Raw genomic sequence first — 18,339 nt, forward strand, 5'->3', positions numbered from 1 at the left:
CGGCCTCAACCACGGTGATCTCGCTGCGATATACTCGTTGAATTACGTCTAGTCGTTTCTCGTCTTTCATTGTCAGGGTTGTCATCCTTCCACCCTGACATAATTACGTTGCCGTTAACCCCTGACATAATCACTTTGCTACAACAAAACGATTCTCCGCGCGTTGACACTCCGCGCGCACTAGCGATAGATTAGCGGTCAATTCAACACGAGGAGAAAAACATGGCCGACGCACATGCCGTTCCAGAAACCCCTGAAGTCATCGCTCTACACAAACGCCTGGCGGAATATTCCCTCGGCGGCCACTGGCAGTCGCGCGAGCAGAACGCCAACTTAGTGCCGTACCTTTGGCCGTGGTCGGCGATTTATTCCTGCTTGATCGAGTCCGGCGAGGTGATCAAGCTCGGCGGCATCGACGACGCCGCCAAACGGCGCACGGTGCAGCTGGTCAATCCGTCTTTGACATTGAAAAAGTCCACCAGCCGGACGATTCAAATGTCGATCCAGCTCGTCAAGCCTGGCGAGCGTGCCGAATGCCACCGTCATACCGCCGATGCGCTGCGCTTCGTCGTCGAAGGCGACGGCACCGGCTACACCAACGTCGAAGGCGAGCAGATGCTCATGGAGCCCGGCGATTTGGTGCTCACGCCCAATTGGACCTGGCATGACCACTACAACTGCAGCACGAAAAATCTCGTTTGGCTCGATGTGTTGGATGCCCAACTGACCGGTTATCTCGATGCCAACTTTCACGAGAACTACGCCGAGGGCCCGGCGCAGCCGATCGTCAAACCAGACGGCTACGGCCGCCATCAATACGGCGCGATTCGCCCGCGCATGAACAACGCCAGCAACGCCGCGCTACCTTACAACTACAAATGGCGCGACGCGTACCGATCGCTGAACGAAATCGCCGCCGCCGGCCAACGCGATCCCCACGACGGCGTCCTGCTCGAATACGCCCATCCGATCACCGGTGGACCGACCATGCCGACCATCGGCTGCTGGCTGCAAATGGTCCCGCCGGGCGAAAGCACGACGCCGCATCGCCACACCAGCAGCACGATCTACCACGTCGTCCAAGGCGCCGGCGTCACCAACGTCGGACAAAAAAAAGGCGCCGGCAAAGAATTGTCCTGGGGCGCCCACGATTGTTTCTTCGTGCCGTCATGGAACTGGCACCATTTCGAAAACAAGTCGAAGACCGAACCGGCGATCATCTTTTCCGTCACCGACCGGCCGGTGCTGGAGAGCTTGGGACTGTTCAGAGAAGAAGCGGCGTAGAAGATCAAAACGATCAACCACGAAATACGCGAACGAAACGAACCCATGAAATTTTTCCGTGAATCTATTTCGTGTGTTTCGTGGTTAGTCCCTATATTTAGCAAAGCATGGATGAGCTGTTAGCCGCGATCGCAGCCAAGAAAGCGCAACTCGACAAGCTACGCACCTTGTCACGAGAGGTTTTGCTCGCGCTGTAGAAATCCTACGACGTCGATCTGACCTACACTTCCAACGCTATCGAAGGCAACACGCTGACGTTGCGCGAAACCGCGGAACTCATCGAGCATGGCATCACCGTCGGCGGCAAGCCGTTGCGCGACCACCTCGAAGCTGTCGATCATTACAACGCGGTGTTGTGGATGCGCGAATGCGCGGCGAAAACGAATCCTATCGATGAACACATGGTATGCGAACTCCATCGACGCATCGTCGCCCGCAGCCAGCCGGAAATTGGCGGAATCTATAGCACACTGCCGCGCCGTATCGCCGGTTCGCCTGTCGTTTTTCCGAACCCTGCGAAGATTCCGCAATTGATGAAGGAGTTCGGCGCATGGCTAGTACAGGCAGAACCGCTACCCGCGCGAAGCTTCGATGGCCATTTTCGCTTAGTAGCGATCCATCCGTTCAGCGACGGCAACGGCCGCACCGCCCGCTTGCTGATGAACTTAATATTACTTCGCTCAGGCTATCCGCCAGTGGCAGTGCGCCCGGAAGATCGCAAGATCTATCTCGACGCACTCGAACACGCGTCTTTAAGCGACGACCTCAACCCATTTCAGACGTTCATGCATCAGAGATTGGATTCCACATTGGAGGAATACTTGATTTCCCTGAAGGACGCGCAACCCGCGCAATCGGAATCCGACAAACGATCTTAGCCCGAGGCGGCGATCAAAATGACCCTCAAGGATCCAAGTCTTTCAAACCTACGCAATAGCCGCGTCGTTGATGTGCTTGAATTGGTAGGGTGTGCTTCGCGCACCGGTCGGTCTGGCAAAATCTCTCGCAAAGGCGCAGCGATCGGAGAAGAAGAAGCGAATTTGTTTGTCTACTGTTATTCTTTTTTTCCGAACTTGGCGTCTTTGCGCCTTGGCGAGAGAAACTTCCGAATCCGAACGCCTTCAACTTCCGAGAAGTTTGCGCGAGCCGCGCAAATTTATAACTATAGTAGAATGAAGGGCACGAACTTCGGAGATTTGGCCATCCGAACCCTTCGTGACCTTCGTGGTGAGTTACACGCCGGATAAACTACCAACCACGTGAGACGATCCACTAGCGTGCCCGCGCTTTGAGATCCCAGCCGTAGGCGTCCTCACCGGGATTGGCCTTGAAGTCGAACTTGTTACTGACTCCCTGCAAACCTTGATATTGGTACAACCATGCCATCGGCGCTTCGTCCATCAATAACGACATCGCCTTCTGCAACAGCTTCACGCGTTGGGCGGGATCGAAACTCGCTTGCTCGGCGTCCAGCGCGGTGTCCACCGCCGGGTTGGAGTACTCCAGACGCTTGGTGACTCCGGTGCGAAAATACTGGTGCAGATATTCGCTCGGATCGACCACCGCGCCGCGGCCGAAGATATACATGGCAACTTTGCCGTTCTGAATGGCGGCGAAACCGCTGTCTTGATCCTGGGTGCGCAGTTTGGCGCGGATGCCGACGGTGCCGAGCATACCGGCGATCGCTTCAGCGACATCCTTGACCTTGTTGTACTGTCCGAGCGGCACCAGGAAGTCGACCTCGAAGCCGCTGGCGAAGCCGGCCTGCGCCAGCAATTTTTTCGCCTTCGCGGGATCGATATTGTATTTGGGACGGATCTCCGAGCTGTAGCCATACTGATCCGGTCCTACCGGCGCGTCCATCGGATAGGCGAATCCCTTGAGCACATTCTGCGTCAGCGCCTTGCGGTCGATGGCGTAGTTGATCGCCTGGCGCACCAGTTTGCTTTGGAACTGCGGCACCGAAGCGTGCATGCCCAGAAACATAATATTGATCGTCCGCGCGCTCTCGATGCGCGCCAGGCCGGTGACACGCGGCGCGCTCTCCGGCGGCACATTCGAGATCAGGTCCACTTCCTTGTTCAACAGCGACGTGATCGCCACCTCCGACTCGGGAATGTTGCGAAAAACAATTTCATCCACCGTCGGCTTGTGATCGCTGTGCGAATACGCGGGATTCTTTTCGACCACGAACCACTGGCCCCGCACCCATTCCTTGAACTTGTAGGGCCCAGTGCCCAGTGCCAGCTTATCAGCGGCGGCGGCGCCCAAGCGATCGTAAGCGGCCTTGTTGGTGATAAAACGCTGGCCCAGGCGGAACAACAGCGCGGCGTCCGGTTTCTTGGTGTGCAAGCGCACGGTCAATGGGTCCACCGCTTCGATGGCATCGACATGGGCGATGGATGTGACCTGTTTGCTATCGGGATCTTTCTGAATGCGCGTGAAGGAATGCACCACATCGGCGGAAGTAAACTCGCTGCCGTCGTGAAACTTGATACCCTTCTTGAGCTTGATCAGCCATGTGCTCGGATCGGGATTGCTCCACGACTCGGCGAGGATCGGCACGATGCGTTTCTTGCTCCAGCTCCACTCCGCCAGCGGTTCGATGACATGTTTCCAGGTCGGATAGATCTGCGTCGTCGAGTGGCCGTAAGGATTCAGCGTCTCTACCTGCACGCCCGGCAGAGCGATGGAGGCGCTAACCTTTTGATCGGTCTTCGCGGCGGCCAGCGCTTGGCCACCGAACGAATACAGGACAGACAAGACAGACAAAATTAATAAATGAAATTTTACCATGGCACCTCTGCTCCCAACATTTCTTCAATCTTCGAAACCCAAACAGAATTAGCTCTTGAGCTACACGCGCTCAATTTGTCGCCGGCATAACCGCTATCCCGCGCGGCCCCCTCGATATGTTTGCCGTGGCACTTTGTCAAATATTACCAAAATCGTCGACTCCCGCCGTGAGCATGCATATCACGACACAGCTTCTCCAACAGCAATGGTAAACTCATATCTCTCACAACCCAGCAGGGAGTCAAGGTGTTCAGGGTCGGACTTTTACGTCACAACAAACTGAAAAGAAAGTCTAGAAATGGAAGTCTGACCCGCAATCCTCAATGAACTCAATCCGAAGGAAATACAGGGAAAGAAGAAACTTCTTTTCACAGGAACCTCTGTGCCTGCTTGACCTGTCGGCTAATGGGCGCCCCCAATCACTGACCGCGGACGATGACGTGGTAGAGAAGTCCGGTCGCGAAGACTCTGGGACGGCGGGCCATGAGGAGGGATTAACAGAAACACGGGATCAATGTCAAGATTGTAATGAATGTTATGTCTGACCCCAAATCCCTCGTACGAATCCCTCGAAGCAACAGAATGTAATTCGTCATCAAACACCAAGCAAGAACATCGACACCGAAGCGGTTCAATTCTTCGGCCATAAAATCCAAGTAGGAACTTTTCTCACTATCGCTTTGGAAAATAGGAATGGACCGCACGCCCCCGCTGCGTGACGTGATGAGGAGAACCAGACGCTACAACCCTGGAAATTCGCGCCGTGCGCAAACCCTAGTAGAGCCCAATGCCTTCAGCCAAGAACAAATTGTATTGTGTCCCCGGAATTCTATCAGAGGTCAGATGATACGACCGGTGCAAGCATCCTATGCCGCGCCCACAATGTTAACGCAGGCCCCCAAATTGGGAACGCTACATAACCCTGGTACATCAAACCTCCGCTTGATATTCCAGATGCGGCCGCAATGCTGGCTGCGTTTGGCGAATGTGCCCAAAGCCACCCAACGGCCAATACGTATACGACTTCAAGAACCACAACCGCCAATAGAACAAAAGGCCAGTTGATTTTCTTTCGAATCAGTTGAACTCCAGTTACAAGGAGGAGCAGGTAAAGCACGGCACAGATCGCAGACATCCTGTAGAACATGACGTAGAACTTTGAAAGGTCAGCTTTCTGCCCGAATCCTTCCAGTGTCACTGAATAATCCAAAATAAGTGTCGAATAGTTAGACCAAAGTCCAAGAGCCGCAAGTATGATCGTTGTGAGACCCACAACCATTAATGCGCACTGCGGTATTTTCCTGGTGGTACTTTCGCCCATTTTTACAACCTATACAGCTCCGCCGCGTTTTTCCACAACACTCGTTCGCGTGCTTCCGCCGATACTCCCTTGAAACAATGATCGATGGTTTCCTTAGTGCGCGGCCAGGTCGAATTGGCCAGCGGCAGATTCGCCGACCATAGGATGCGATCGGCGCCAATGTAATCGGTGAACGGCGCGACCGGATCGTACCAAGAATTAAAAAAGCACTGGCGCTTGAACATTTGCAGAGGCGTGAGGTCGTAGCCTTCGCGGTGAAGGCCGTCATGTTCGAATTGATGATCGGCCCATTCTAAATAGAGCATGCCCCAACTGAGCGCACTCTCGGCTAACACCAAGCGCAGTTTCGGGTGGCGCAGCAAGACCCGCGAAAACGAGTAAAGCGAAATAACGAACACGCTCGACACCGGCTTGGTCGCCGCGTCGACCGCCGCGGCCAGCGCCGGCTTCATCTTCGGCGGCAGCGGTGATTGTAATTCCGGCGAGCCGCCGGCGTGGAGACAGACCGGCACGTTCAATTCTTCGCACACCGACCAGAGCGGGTCATATTCCGGACCGCTGATATGCGGAACGTTGCGCAGATGCATGGGCAAGGACGGCAAGATCACGCCGCGATGACCGCGCGCAACCGCGCGCTTGATCTCGGCGATCGCCGCTTCCACCGGCCAGATCGGCACCAGACACTGCGGAATGAAACGCTTGCTGGCGCTGGCCCATTCGTCGATCAGCCAATCGTTGTAAGCTTGCACGCAGGCGATCTCCAACTCGGAATCTTGCAAGCGGCCAAACGTCTCGCCCGCCAAACCAGCCACGGTCGGGTAGAGAACAGAATAATCGATGCCCGCCGAGTCCATCGCCTTCAACCGTTCGGAAGGCGTGTACGCCGGCGCCGGCACGTCGGCCCAGCGTTTGGGATCTTCATTGCGATCCGCCATCAAGGCGCCAGCCCGCGCACTGCGGCCGTCGAGAAGCATTTGGCCGTCGACGAACCATTGCTCGCTGCCATCCTTCGCTTTGACTAAATGCGGCACCCGATCGGCAAATTTTTTCTCGACACGATTTATCCACAGCTTGGGCGTCTCCTGAACATGATCGTCGACGCTGATAAAGCCATATTTCAAATGCATGCAAACCTTCCTCTCTAAAACTGTTCACCACGAAGTTCACGAAGGACACGAAGGGTTCGGATTATTTTTACTCCGAACTTCGTGCTCCTGGTGTCCTTCGTGGTGAGGTCGGCTTTTCTCCCCAAAGAAACACTTAGGCAGGTAACACCGCGTCGATCTTGTACAGCCGCACGGCGTTCTCGTATTGCATCTTACGCCGGTCGGCTTCGGGCACGCCGGTGAGCACGCGCTCGACCTCGCGCCAAGAGTGCGGATAGTACGACGCCACGTGCGGAAAATCCGACTCCCACATGATGTTGTCGACGCCGATGTCGTCGCGCAGCTTGATGCCTTCGGCCTCGAACCAAAAGTTCACGTACATCTGCCGGCGCACGATTTCGCTCGGCCTCGTGGTGATGCCTTCGGTCCACAAGTGGCGGCTCTCCCACTCGTGATCGCAGGTGGCGATCACGTAGTTCAAGCTGCCGACGCCGGCCTCGGGAAACACGCTGATCAAGCCGGAAAACTTTTCGGTGATGCCGGAAAAAATAAATTGCGGCACGATCTGCGCCGGCGTCACCGCCGAAGTCGCGGTCTGCGCCGAGTGCGCCTGGCGCGGCGAGTAACCGCTCCACTTGCGCACCGACGCGCCCGCGCTCAATCCGGCTGAGCCGTGAAAATGAATCGGCAGCTCCAGCGCCTGACAAACATCCCAAACCGGATACCAGTAAGGATCGGTGATGTGCGGCAAGCCCTTGGGCATCTCGCCCATCAAGTTGACGCCGCGATGGCCCGCCGCCGCGGCGCGCGCGAGCTCGCGTTTGATCGCTTCCGGCGAACTCAAGTACGGCACGATCGCCAAGGGCACATAGCGGTCGCTGACGCGATACCATTCGGCCAGCGTGTCGTTGTAAGCGCGCACGACATCCAACTCGTACTCGACATCGCCGAACTCGAAGAACGTGCCGCCGGGCGGGTTGGGAAACAGCACTTCGGCGTCGACGCCGTCGGCATCGAGCATCGCCAAGCGCGCCTTGGGATCGTGATAGGCCTTGGGAATTTCTTCGTAGAGCTGCGGATAGGTCGGAAACGGCTCGCCCATCAACGCCGGGCAATTGGCGACATCGCCATGACGCACCTCGCCGTACACGGTCCAGCGGTCGATGCGCTTGCCGTCTTCTTTAGTCTCAACGATCTTGGGAATCTTATCGCCCCATTTAGTCGCGAACATGCGATGCGTAAAATCGCCGCGGTCGAAACCCGCGTGGGAATCCGCGCTGATGAGTTTATGTTTGATCTGCATTGTCCCTCCGAAAATCTAAATCAGTAGTGGCCTACGGCCACTCTACCAAGTCATATGTACTATTATTTCGAGAATCCAGACCACCAATGCTTCGCCACTAGGCGTGTCGCGACACGCCCCCTACACAGGAATTGCTCTGGGTCTCTTGCAGTTACTGCAAATGGCATCTTCTACTCTGTGATCTCTGTAATACTATCCATGATAATTTTCGCGCCTTGCGCAAATTTTCTGTGTAGCCGATCCGAAGGGCGACCAGCCGGTCGCCCCTACGTCCCTTTTGTGGCCTTTGCATTCTTTGCGGCCAATCTTCTTCGGTTGCGGCTTTGCCGCGCTAGGCCCTCTGTGGTGAATAGTCTTCCTTCACCTTTTGCCGATGGTCGCCAGCAGCTCGCCCCACTTCGCTTGCAGCTTCTCACGATCTTCAACGCCAAACACATTGGTCTTGGCGAACTGCTCGCGCCAGGCGAACGGCTTGCAAGCGTTGATCAACATTCTGCCAACCGTCAGATCGCCTTCGGCGCGCCGCGCCGGCGAGACGCGCGGATCGAGATCGGCGGTCCAAGCATCGCGAACAACGTCGACGGCGGTCGTCGGATCGACGCGCGTGCACATCGCCCACAGAACTTCTTCTTGATTGGTCGGATCGATGTCGTCGTCCACCGTCACGTAGTAAGTCTTCATGTCGCCATGGCGGAAACCCGCCGCGGTGATCAGCGCTTGCTTGGCGTGGCCGGCGTAGCGCTGCTTGAGCGACACGACGGTGAGCAGGCCGTTGTAAAATCCCCACACGCCGTGCACGTCGGTGATGCCGGAGCGTTCGAGATGCTCCCAAAGATGGACGTAGTTGGTGAAGTTGCTCCAGTTGATCGGCCGCAGCGGCGGCGCGCCGGCGATGATCGGATTGTCACGGTAGTAAATGCGCTTGATACGCACCACCGCTTCCGGTCCCTGATGCGTGTAATAGCCCGGCCACTCGCCGAAAGGTCCTTCGACGGCGGTCTCTTCGCTCTCCGGTGGAATTTCGCCTTCGATGACGATCTCGGCGTGGGCCGGCACGGGTAAATTCGTCAGCGGCAACTCGACGACATCGACGGGACTGCCGCGGTACGCGCCGGCGAGTTCATATTCGGAAGTCCCAAACGGCGGCGACATCGACGCGGTCATCCAGGTGACCGGTTCGCAGCCGAACACGACGGCCACCGGCGCGGCTTTTCCCGCGCGCCAATATTTTTGCGCGAGAATGCGTCCGTGTTTTTGCGGATTGATCCACAAGCTGACGCGATCGCGCCGCTGGATCATCGCGCGGTAACAACCCATGTTGACCCAGCCCGCTTCGGGATCGCGCACAATCACCATGTCCTGAGTGCCGATGTAGCGGCCGCCGTCGCCCGGATGCCAACGCGGCGCGGGGAAACTTTCGATGTTAACGGCGGCGCCTTCTTGAATGTTAGAAAGAATCGGTCCGTCTTTGACAACCCGCGCGGGAATCGGTTTCGAATCGGCGCGCTTGTCGCGCCAGCGCCGCAGTAATTCCAGCGGATGAATATCGAGCGGCAATCCCATCGCCAAAGCGAAGCGGCGTAGCGTGCGATTAGCGTTCGCGGCAACCCGAAAGCCGGCGGGGAAACCAGCGAATTTATCGAACAGCACCATCGGTCCATTCTTCTCAGCCGTAAGTTCAGTCAAGCCGCCAACATCCAGCTCCAAATCCGCGCCATCGACATGCAACACTTCGCCGACCGCGTCCGCCGCTTTGATGAAATCGCCCAATGAATCGAATGCCATTTCTCCTCCGCATAAAACGGTAAGGGGTAAAGGGTGAGGCGTAAGACGTAAGGCGTCCTCCCAGCCTAAACCCCTTACCCTTCACCCTTTACGATTTCTTCGCGCGCAGCGCGGCGTAAACCTTTTCCGCCGTGATCGGCAGATCGCGAATGCGCACGCCGACCGCGTCTTCAATCGCATTGGCGATCGCCGGCGCCACCGGCGAGATCGGATTCTCGCCGATGCCTTTGACTTTGTACGGTCCGACGCCGCTGCTGCTCTCGACGAGCACGGTTTTGAGCGCGGGAATATCTTTGACGTTGGGAATTTTATATTCGCCAAAGTTGGCCACTTCGACTCTGCCGTCTTGCACTGGCAAGTATTCGATCAAACCGTAGCCGACGCCTTGCATCACGCCGCCATCAATCTGGCCCTGATGGCCGACCGGGTTCATGATCACGCCGGTGTCATGCGCCGTGGTCAATTTGCGTAGCGTCACTTCGCCGGTATCCGGATCGACGGAGACTTCGGCGACCTGCGCGGCGAACGCCGTCACCGGCGAGTGCTCTTCGTCTTTGTTGACCGCCTCGCCAACAATGGCGCGGCCGACGCTTAATAATAATTCGCACCAGCGCCGACGCTGTTTCGATTTCTTGTCAACCAAGTGCTCGCCGTCGAGGGCGATGTCGGCTTTCGACCAACCCAATAAATTTTTCGCCAAAGCGAAAAGTTTTTCTCGCGCATCGCAGGCCGCAGTGAACGCCGCGCCGCTGGCGACTCTTGTGCCGCGGCTGCCGCCGATGCCGGAATCGAAGGACGCGCCCAAGTCCGTATCCAAAGTGTCGATGCGAAACTCTTCCGGATCGCAGTGGAGTTCCTCCGCGGCGATTTGCCGAAGCGTCGTGTAAGTGCCCGTGCCTTGCTCGAACAAGCCCGTGTGGATCACCATCGTGCCATCGGCGTTGAGAGAAATCTGCAGCGCCGTGTTGCCGCCGCCCGGTCCGCGATAGCCCATGGCGACGCCGCGGCCGACGTTTTTTGCTTTCGGTGAATTGTAACCCGCGGCGTTCACCGCGGCATTGAGCGTCTCCTTGGCTTTGATGGCGCGATAGTGGCTGCCGGTGAGCGTCTCGTCGCCTTCGACCATCAAATTTTTCAAGCGAAACTTCACCGGGTCCATGCCGACTTTGCGCGCCACACAATCGATGTGCGATTCCGCCGCGAATACGCCTTGGGGTTCGCCCGGCGCGCGCATCTGGCCGCCGGGAATATTGTTGGTGTAGACGCGAGAGACGGCGATGCGCGCATGCGCCGCGCGATAACAGCCGCCCGCATGGCCGACGCCGCCGATCACCGCGCCGGGACGAAAGCCGCCGTAGGCGCCGGCATCGAGATAGGCTTCCATCTCGTGCGCGACGATGGTGCCGTCGCGCGTCACGCCCGTCTTCAATCGCATGACGGCGGCGTGGCGAGGCGCGCCGGCGATAAACTCTTCGCGGTACTCCATCACCATCTTCACCGGCCGGCCGCTGCGCTTGGCGAGTAAGTAACAAATCGGCTCGTCGATGGGCGCGCCCTTGCCGCCGAAGTCGCCGCCGATAGCGACCGGATTGACGCGAATTTTTTCCTTAGGCAGATCGAAGGCCGCGGCCATGCTCGACTTCAAACCCTGCGGCACCTTGCAAGGCGACCACATTTGAATGCGCTCCTGCTCGTCGATCCAAACCAGACAGCAGTGCGGTTCGAGAAACGCCTGATGCACCCGCGGCACAGTGTAAGTATTCTCGACGATGACGTCGGCCTCGGCGAAACCTTGACTGATATCGCCGCGGGTAAAAACGTCCTGCACGAAAGCGTTGGTTGGCTTGTCGAATTGCTTGGGCAAACCTTTGTAACTGTTGACGTTGGGATGAATCAGCGGCGCTCCCTCTTTAGCTGCCGCCACCGGATCGAACACCGCCGGCAATTCTTCATACTGAACGTCGATCAACTCCAGCGCCTGCTCGGCTTGCTCCAGCGTATCGGCGGCAATGGCGGCAACCCGCTCGCCGATGAAGCGCACCGAATCCTGCGCCAGCACGGAAATATCCCGATAGCGCCGGCCGTAGAGAATGCCGCGGACATCGTTGCCGGTGAGCACCGCGCGCACGCCCGGCGCTTTTGCCGCCCGGCTGGTGTCTAATTTAACAATGCGCGCATGGGCATGGGGACTACGCAAACATTTCGCCCACAAAGTTCCCGGCAGCAACACGTCCGAAGTGTAATGCGCATCGCCCGTGACTTTGCCGGTATTGTCGATGCGCGGTGTGGATTGACCGACGACTTGGTAGCTCATAAAAACTCCTTAGAAAATTGGAGTGATGGAGTATTGGAGTACGGGAGTATTGCTGGTCCGAGAACCCATCACTCCATTACTCCATTACTCCAATCTTACAGATACCCCTTCGCCCGATAATACTTCGCCGCGCCCGGATGGAGCGGCACGCGCAACGGACATTTCTCCGTGCTGTGACAAAGATTTTTCATATTGAGCGGCCGGTCATCGTCGACGGGAATAATTTTTCGCCGTTCGTCGATGGTTTGCGCCGCGGCGTAGGCGACGCGATTGGGCAGCCACTTGTGCGTGACTAACGCCCAACCGCTGTAGTCGATGGTCAAGATATCTTCTTTTAATTGTTTGAAACGCTTCTTCGGCAACACAGCCCGGCTGTAGCCCATCGCTTCGAGTTTTTTCACGATCGCCGGTTCGATGGGAATGATCTCGTAGCCGTTCGCCAGCGCGAGATCGAGCCAGCCGCCCTCGGTACTCACGCCTTCGTCGAAGATCGCCGTCAGCGTCCGTTTCTTGATCGCAGTCATCCGCTCCTGAGCGAAGGGTCGTCCGCACTCTTGCACTCGCCCGCCCCACTTTTTGATTTGTTCGAATGAGAAACCGTAGAAGCCGAGAATCGTCGCGATCGCAAAGTAAGTGCCGTTGTCGACGCCGGACAAGCGCGTCGAGACATGCAGCGGAATCTTTCGCCGCACGATGTCGGTCAACGATTTCACGCCCAAATCCTTCGACACCACCAACGCGATACGATCCCACGACGGGAAGCAGCCGAGCACGCGCAGCTCCAGCTTCTGCTTATAATAACCTTTGCCGCGGTAAGCCATGGCGACCATCGCCGACGGATTGACGTAAGCGATATCGACGCGGCGCATGCCGACTTCCAGCGGCGCGCGCATGCCGCCATAAACATCGCCGTTGATGCCGATGCGAAACTCCAGCGGCCCGCTGTCTTTCTTGCCGGCGGTGAGCGCGACATGCAGTTGGGTCGCCAATTGATCCGAGCACTTGGTGAAAATGCCCGCGGCAAGTTCTAAACCGGTGGTGGCTCTGATTTGCGGCGGCGCGAGATTGGTCATCATAATCGTTCATCCCTCTCATTTCACGCCCAGGTTGAAATGTCACCAGCGGAACCTACATGGAGCCGATGATAACTGTCAATCAACGCCGCACTGTTGATAACGGAGCCGCGAATGTTGACGATGGCCGCGTCGCGGCCAAATTTCTCAAACAGCTTTAGATGCTGCGCCCGCTCAGGCGCCGCCGGAAGAAAGATTAAACCACGAGACACACGAAAATCACGAAACTCTGAGAACCTTTTCGTGTCTTTCGTGGTTAAGAAGACTTTTCTGAGCGATCACGCGGAAGCGTGAGGTTGGCGCGAAGGATTATTTCTGGACAGCACGTTCTTTAGTAAGTCGCTCGGCGATCCACATGGCGACTAAATGGCGCGTATGGATTTGCTTGTTTCGAGCTATGCGCTTCAAGCGGTTCAGCGTCTGCTCGTCGAGAGCGACCGTGAGCATCTTTGGCGGTGGCCTCCGAAGACGGACTTTCACGGGCTGAGCATCGCCGAATAATCGCGCAAACTCCCCGTCGGAAAGTTTGTCCCATCCGGCCGCTACACGTCTCAAAGCCCGGGTTTGCGCCGCGGTCAACTTCTGCGCCATTGCTGATACCTAGCACAAGGAAATATGGGTTTCGAGTCTTTATCGGACCGGGCGTACACTGCAACCCGTCCCTACGTTCTGACAAGCAGACCCTAAATAATCTCCGCCGCTTTGAGTTCCGCCAATTTCTCCTTGGAGAAACCCAACTCGCCGCAGTAAATCGCTTCGTTGTCTTCGCCCAACTTGCGGCCGAGAAAATCCACCGAACCGGGGGTGTCGGAAAATTTCGGCACGACATTCTGCACGATCGCCTCACCGAGGTCGGGGTCGGGGACGCGCACCATCGCTTCGCGGGCGCGGTATTGGATATCGCGAAAGGCGTCTTCCATGTCGAAGACGGCTGAATAGGCGACGCCATGCTTGTCGAAATGCTCGATCACTTCGTCGCGCGTGTGCTGTTCGATCCAGGCGCCGACGACGCCATTGCACTCGATGGAATTTTCTACCCGCGCCGAATTGTCGAGAAATTTAGGATCGGTCGTCATATCTTTGCGCCCGATCGCTTCGGCCAAGCGCAACCAAACGCTCTGCGTGCTCGCGGCCAGAGTTAAATATTTACCGTCCTTGGTTTTGAACATGGAACTCGGCGCCACGTAGGCGACGCGATTACCGGTGCGATGATGCACGGTTTTCATCTGATCGTACTGGATCGGATCGAAGTCCAAGAAACGAAACACCGCTTCGAACAAACCGAGATCGATCACCTGCCCGCTACCGCCATGCTGATCGCGATGATAAAGCGCCATCATGATCGACAGCGAACCGAATATGCCAGCGATCAAATCGCCAAGAGGATAGCCTGGCGACATCGGCGGGCCGTCCGGCTCGCCGATCAAATTGGTCAGCCCACTCATCGCTTCGGCGACCCGGCCGAAGCCGGCGCGATTTTTGTACGGCCCGGTCTGACCGAAACCGGAGATGCGCAGCATGATGATGCGCGGATCGATGCCACGCAGCACGTCGGGACCGATGCCCCATTTTTCGAATGTTCCTGGGCGATAATTTTCGACGACAACATCCTGGCCTTTGACAATCTGGCGAAAAATCTCGCCGCCCTCGGGCTTACCAAGATCGAGAGTGATGCAGCGTTTATTGCGCGCCACCGACTTCCACCATAGCGGGATGCCGTCCATGATCGGTTCGAGCTTGCGCTGGCCGTCGCCATTTTTCGGATGTTCGATCTTGATCACTTCAGCGCCGAAGTCGGCGAGCAGCACCGTCGCGAACGGCGCCGCCACCATGTTGCCGGCGTCGATCACGCGCACGCCCTTGAGCGGTTTGTTGACGCTCATCTTGGTCAATGGAAAATCGTAGTGTTCTTTAATGTAGTCAGCCATGAATGGATTTACGCCTCGTTTTTGAATCGCCACATTGTACACATAAAAATTAGCGGAAATAAACCAACCGGAGCGGATCGAGAGGATCACGTCAAAGAGCTTCGGTCCTGGAAATTTAACCGCAAAGGACACAAAGAGCGCAAAGTTCGGAGTTTATTATTTCTTACCTTTGCGTCTTTGCGCCTTTGCGAGAGTAATTTCCGAACCGGGTTGACCGCAACGACCCGGCTGGCCTATATCCAGTGCAGCAAATTAATTTTCTGGAGGAAACGAAAATGGCAGAACCGGCAAAAATCGTCACCGGCATCGGCAAGGCCGACCTGCACCGCATATTGGTGCGCGGCTATGACTTGAACAAAGACTTGGTCGGCAAGATCACTTTCACCGACATGACCTCGCTGATCCTGCGCGGCCGCTTGCCCACCGCCAACGAGGCGCGAATGCTCGACGCGCTGATGGTCATCTTGGTCGAGCATGGCATGATCTCTCATGTGGTTGCGGCGCGCTTGATCTATCATTGCGCCCCGGAAGCGATGCAAGCCGCGGTGGCCGCCGCGCTATGCGGCGCCGGCAGCGTCCATCTCGGCTCGTCGGAGTGGTCGGCAAAGATGCTGCTCGACGCACTGCCCAACGACACCCAGAACCCCGAGAACGATGCCGTCGCGACCAAAATCATCGACGACTACACGACGCGCAAGCAGCGCATACCGGGCATCGGCCATCGCACCCACGCCGAAGGCGATCCGCGCGCCGAGACTTTATTTAACATCGCCAAAGACACCGGCGTCTACGGCAAGTATTGCGAGCTGATCCAGTGCCTATCCAAACGGTCGAGCGAACGGCGCAAACGGCTGATCCCGGTCAACGTCACCGGGGCCATCGCCGCCATCGCACTGGACATGGGTTACCCTTGGCAAATTACCAAGGCTTTCGCGTTGATCGGCCGCACGCTCGGCGCCATCGGCCACATCGCCGAAGAAATTCAAAACCCCATGGCGCCGCAAATCGATCTCGCCATCAAACAAGCGCTGGTCTACGAACCGGTGCGAGGCTAGCACAGGTTTCGAGACCGGAAATTACTCTCGCAAAGGCGCCAAGCACGCAAAGTTCGGAACTTCTTAGTTCCTATCCTTAGCGCCTTTGCGTCTTTGCGAGAGATATTCCGAAGCCCGGTTGCATTTTCCTTCACCCCATCGCCAATTTGAACCCCGCAAGGCTTTCTGATGTAATGCGCGAAACTGAAGGAGAAACGAATGAGCTACCAAAATATTTTGACCGAGCGCATCGACAAAGTCGCGCTCGTCACGCTTAACCGGCCGGAAAAACTCAATGCGCTCAGCTACGAACTCGCCTGCGATCTCGAGGAAGAACTCGGCAAGATTGAAAATGACGACAGCGTTCACGTGGTGGTGTTAACCGGCGCCGGGCCGCGCGCCTTCACCGCCGGCGGCGACATTCATCAAATGGTGAAATCGACGCCGGAAGAAATGGCCGCGCGCACCGATCAACGGCGCGAGATGAACTGGCATCTGGCGACGTTTACCAAACCGATCATCGGTGCCATCAATGGACTAGCCTACGGCGCCGGCGCGCAGTTGACGACCATGCTCGACATTCGCATCGGCTGCGAACACGCCGAGATTCAATTTCTCGCGGCGAAATACGGCCGGGCCAATTCCACATGGTCGCTGCCGCTGGTCGTCGGCATGCCCAAAGCCAAAGAGCTGCTCTACACCGGCCGGCCGATCAAAGCCGAAGAAGCCCTCAGCATCGGCTTGCTCAACCAAGTAGTTCCCTGCGCGAATTTGTTGACCAGCGCCATCGACATGGCCAAACAGATCGGCGCCAATGACCCACGCATGGTCCAGGGCATTAAGAAATTACTCGACGACGACGTCGGCGCCCCCTGGCGTGAACGTTTCGACAACGAACAGAGCGCGCGCAAGAACAAACTCAAAGCCAACTCGCCGAAAGAAGGCTTCAAAGCATTTTTGGATCGCAAAGGAATCCGCTAGATGTATCTTTCGCAATTCGCGCGACTAACCAGTTGCAATTCCGTCATACCGGCGCAGGCCGGTATCCATCTTTGTCTTCGGTTCACCAGCATCAACCTGGATGCCGGCCGGAGTCTATCCTGAGCGCCGTCGAAGGGCCGGCATGACGATCTAACGCACCAGGAGAACTCCCATGTCCCTCAGCGTCGCTGAAAACGAACTGATCACTCACGTCGGCCCCGGCACGCCGGGCGGCGAAATGATGCGCCGCTATTGGCATCCCATCGGCTTCGCCAGCGAACTCAAAGGCCGGCCGCTACGCCGCCGATTGCTCGGCGAAGACCTCGTGCTATTCCGCGACGATCGAGGCCAGCTCGGCATTCTCACCTTGCGTTGTCCGCATCGCGGCACGTCGCTGGAGTTCGGCCACATCGAAGACGGCGGCCTGCGCTGCTGCTATCACGGCTGGCTGTTCGCCACCGACGGCAAGATCATGCAAATGCCCGGCGAGCCGGCGGACAGCACTTACAAAGACCGCATCAAGCAAAAAGCCTACAAGCTCGAAGAGCTGGGCGGCTTGCTGTTCGCCTATCTCGGTCCCGAACCCGCGCCGCTCTTGCCGCGCTGGGATGTGATGATTCGCGAGGACGGCGTGCGCGCCCTTGCCGGCCGGGTGATGCACTGCAATTTTTTACAGGCGGTGGAAAACAGCGTCGATCAACATCATTTCAAATGGCTCCATCGCACGCCGAAAACGCGCCTGTGGTCGAATGAAAAACTAACCTCCGATCCGTTCGACTATGGGATCAAAGCGACTTTCACTCGCACCGTCAGCCAAGGCTCGTTCATGACCAAAAGTTTTTTCCTATTTCCCAACATGAACAAGGTCGGTTACCACTTGAACGAAGACCACCCCGCCGCCTTCGCGGCGACCCATGAAGGCTACGAAGCGCTGCGCTGGCGTGTGCCGGTGGACGACACCAACACGATGCATTTCACGCTTTACTTCGCGCCGATTGTGAATGGCAAAGTCACGGCGAAAATCCCCAAGGATCAATCGGCGGAAGGTTTAGGCGACAGCGTACTCGGCAAATACCGTTGGGATGAAGAGACCAACTGGATCGCCCGCGGCGATCAAGACCGCTGCGCCCAAGAAAGCCAAGGACCGATCTTCGACCGCAGCGGCGAACACCTCGGCGTCTCGGATGAAGGCGTGATCCAGCTGCGCCGCATGTTTAGGGAATGCATCGAGGCCGTGCAGAACGGCCAAGACCCCGTCGGCATCGTCCGCAATCCCGAGGTCAACAAAATGATCACCATCGTGCCGGGGGAAATTAAAGTTGCGTGATGTTGTCCCATGGGTCAAGAAACTTTCCGATTCGTCATACCGGCGAAAGCCGGTATCCATCCTTGTCCTTAGGTTCGCCGGCAAAAG

The 18,339-nt window shown here is 57.1% G+C and carries 12 protein-coding genes and 1 pseudogene; 5 read left to right on the forward strand and 8 right to left on the reverse strand.

Annotated elements, in window-relative coordinates:
* Window positions 1-222: 222 nt before the first annotated feature.
* Both EXR70_04120 and EXR70_04125 read left to right on the forward strand, forming a co-directional pair.
* A complete protein-coding gene (locus EXR70_04120) occupies window positions 223-1,284 on the forward strand; it encodes a cupin domain-containing protein (protein MSP37658.1) in 1,062 nt (353 codons plus the stop codon).
* 107 nt (window positions 1,285-1,391) lie between these two features.
* Window positions 1,392-2,162: pseudogene (locus tag EXR70_04125) on the forward strand (Fic family protein).
* 394 nt (window positions 2,163-2,556) lie between these two features.
* Here EXR70_04125 and EXR70_04130 read toward each other — a convergent pair.
* The 8 genes from EXR70_04130 to EXR70_04165 all read right to left on the reverse strand — a co-directional run bounded on the left by EXR70_04130 (window position 2,557) and on the right by EXR70_04165 (window position 14,910).
* Entirely contained in the window at window positions 2,557-4,080 is a 1,524-nt protein-coding gene (locus EXR70_04130; protein ID MSP37659.1) for a hypothetical protein, read from the reverse strand.
* Between the two features lie 1,323 nt (window positions 4,081-5,403).
* Entirely contained in the window at window positions 5,404-6,528 is a 1,125-nt protein-coding gene (locus EXR70_04135; GenBank protein ID MSP37660.1) for an amidohydrolase, read from the reverse strand.
* A 133-nt stretch (window positions 6,529-6,661) separates the two neighbouring features.
* The gene (locus EXR70_04140) at window positions 6,662-7,810 is read right to left on the reverse strand and encodes an amidohydrolase (protein ID MSP37661.1); all 1,149 of its coding nucleotides are present in this window, start codon (window positions 7,808-7,810) and stop codon (window positions 6,662-6,664) included.
* Between the two features lie 360 nt (window positions 7,811-8,170).
* The gene (locus tag EXR70_04145) at window positions 8,171-9,595 is read right to left on the reverse strand and encodes a UbiD family decarboxylase (protein MSP37662.1); all 1,425 of its coding nucleotides are present in this window, start codon (window positions 9,593-9,595) and stop codon (window positions 8,171-8,173) included.
* An 88-nt stretch (window positions 9,596-9,683) separates the two neighbouring features.
* Window positions 9,684-11,909 (reverse strand): xanthine dehydrogenase family protein molybdopterin-binding subunit, encoded by a 2,226-nt coding sequence (locus tag EXR70_04150; GenBank protein MSP37663.1) that lies wholly within the window; start codon window positions 11,907-11,909, stop codon window positions 9,684-9,686.
* 95 nt (window positions 11,910-12,004) lie between these two features.
* A complete protein-coding gene (locus EXR70_04155) occupies window positions 12,005-12,985 on the reverse strand; it encodes a hypothetical protein (GenBank protein MSP37664.1) in 981 nt (326 codons plus the stop codon).
* A gap of 20 nt (window positions 12,986-13,005) precedes the next feature.
* The gene (locus tag EXR70_04160; GenBank protein ID MSP37665.1) at window positions 13,006-13,194 is read right to left on the reverse strand and encodes a hypothetical protein; all 189 of its coding nucleotides are present in this window, start codon (window positions 13,192-13,194) and stop codon (window positions 13,006-13,008) included.
* Between the two features lie 471 nt (window positions 13,195-13,665).
* Complete coding sequence (locus tag EXR70_04165; protein MSP37666.1) at window positions 13,666-14,910, reverse strand: CoA transferase; 1,245 nt, start codon at window positions 14,908-14,910, stop codon at window positions 13,666-13,668.
* Window positions 14,911-15,185: 275 nt separating this feature from the next.
* Between EXR70_04165 and EXR70_04170 the strand changes: the two genes are divergently transcribed.
* The 3 genes from EXR70_04170 (at window position 15,186) to EXR70_04180 (ending at window position 18,252) form a co-directional block, all read left to right on the forward strand.
* The gene (locus EXR70_04170; protein ID MSP37667.1) at window positions 15,186-15,965 is read left to right on the forward strand and encodes a citryl-CoA lyase; all 780 of its coding nucleotides are present in this window, start codon (window positions 15,186-15,188) and stop codon (window positions 15,963-15,965) included.
* Window positions 15,966-16,163: 198 nt separating this feature from the next.
* Window positions 16,164-16,925, forward strand: coding sequence for an enoyl-CoA hydratase/isomerase family protein (locus EXR70_04175; GenBank protein MSP37668.1), 762 nt, complete (start codon window positions 16,164-16,166; stop codon window positions 16,923-16,925).
* Between the two features lie 172 nt (window positions 16,926-17,097).
* Window positions 17,098-18,252, forward strand: coding sequence for a hypothetical protein (locus EXR70_04180; protein MSP37669.1), 1,155 nt, complete (start codon window positions 17,098-17,100; stop codon window positions 18,250-18,252).
* The last annotated feature ends 87 nt before the right edge of the window (window positions 18,253-18,339 follow it).

The sequence above is a fragment of the Deltaproteobacteria bacterium genome (genome assembly GCA_009692615.1).
Classification (GTDB): Bacteria; Desulfobacterota; Binatia; order UBA9968; family UBA9968; genus DP-20.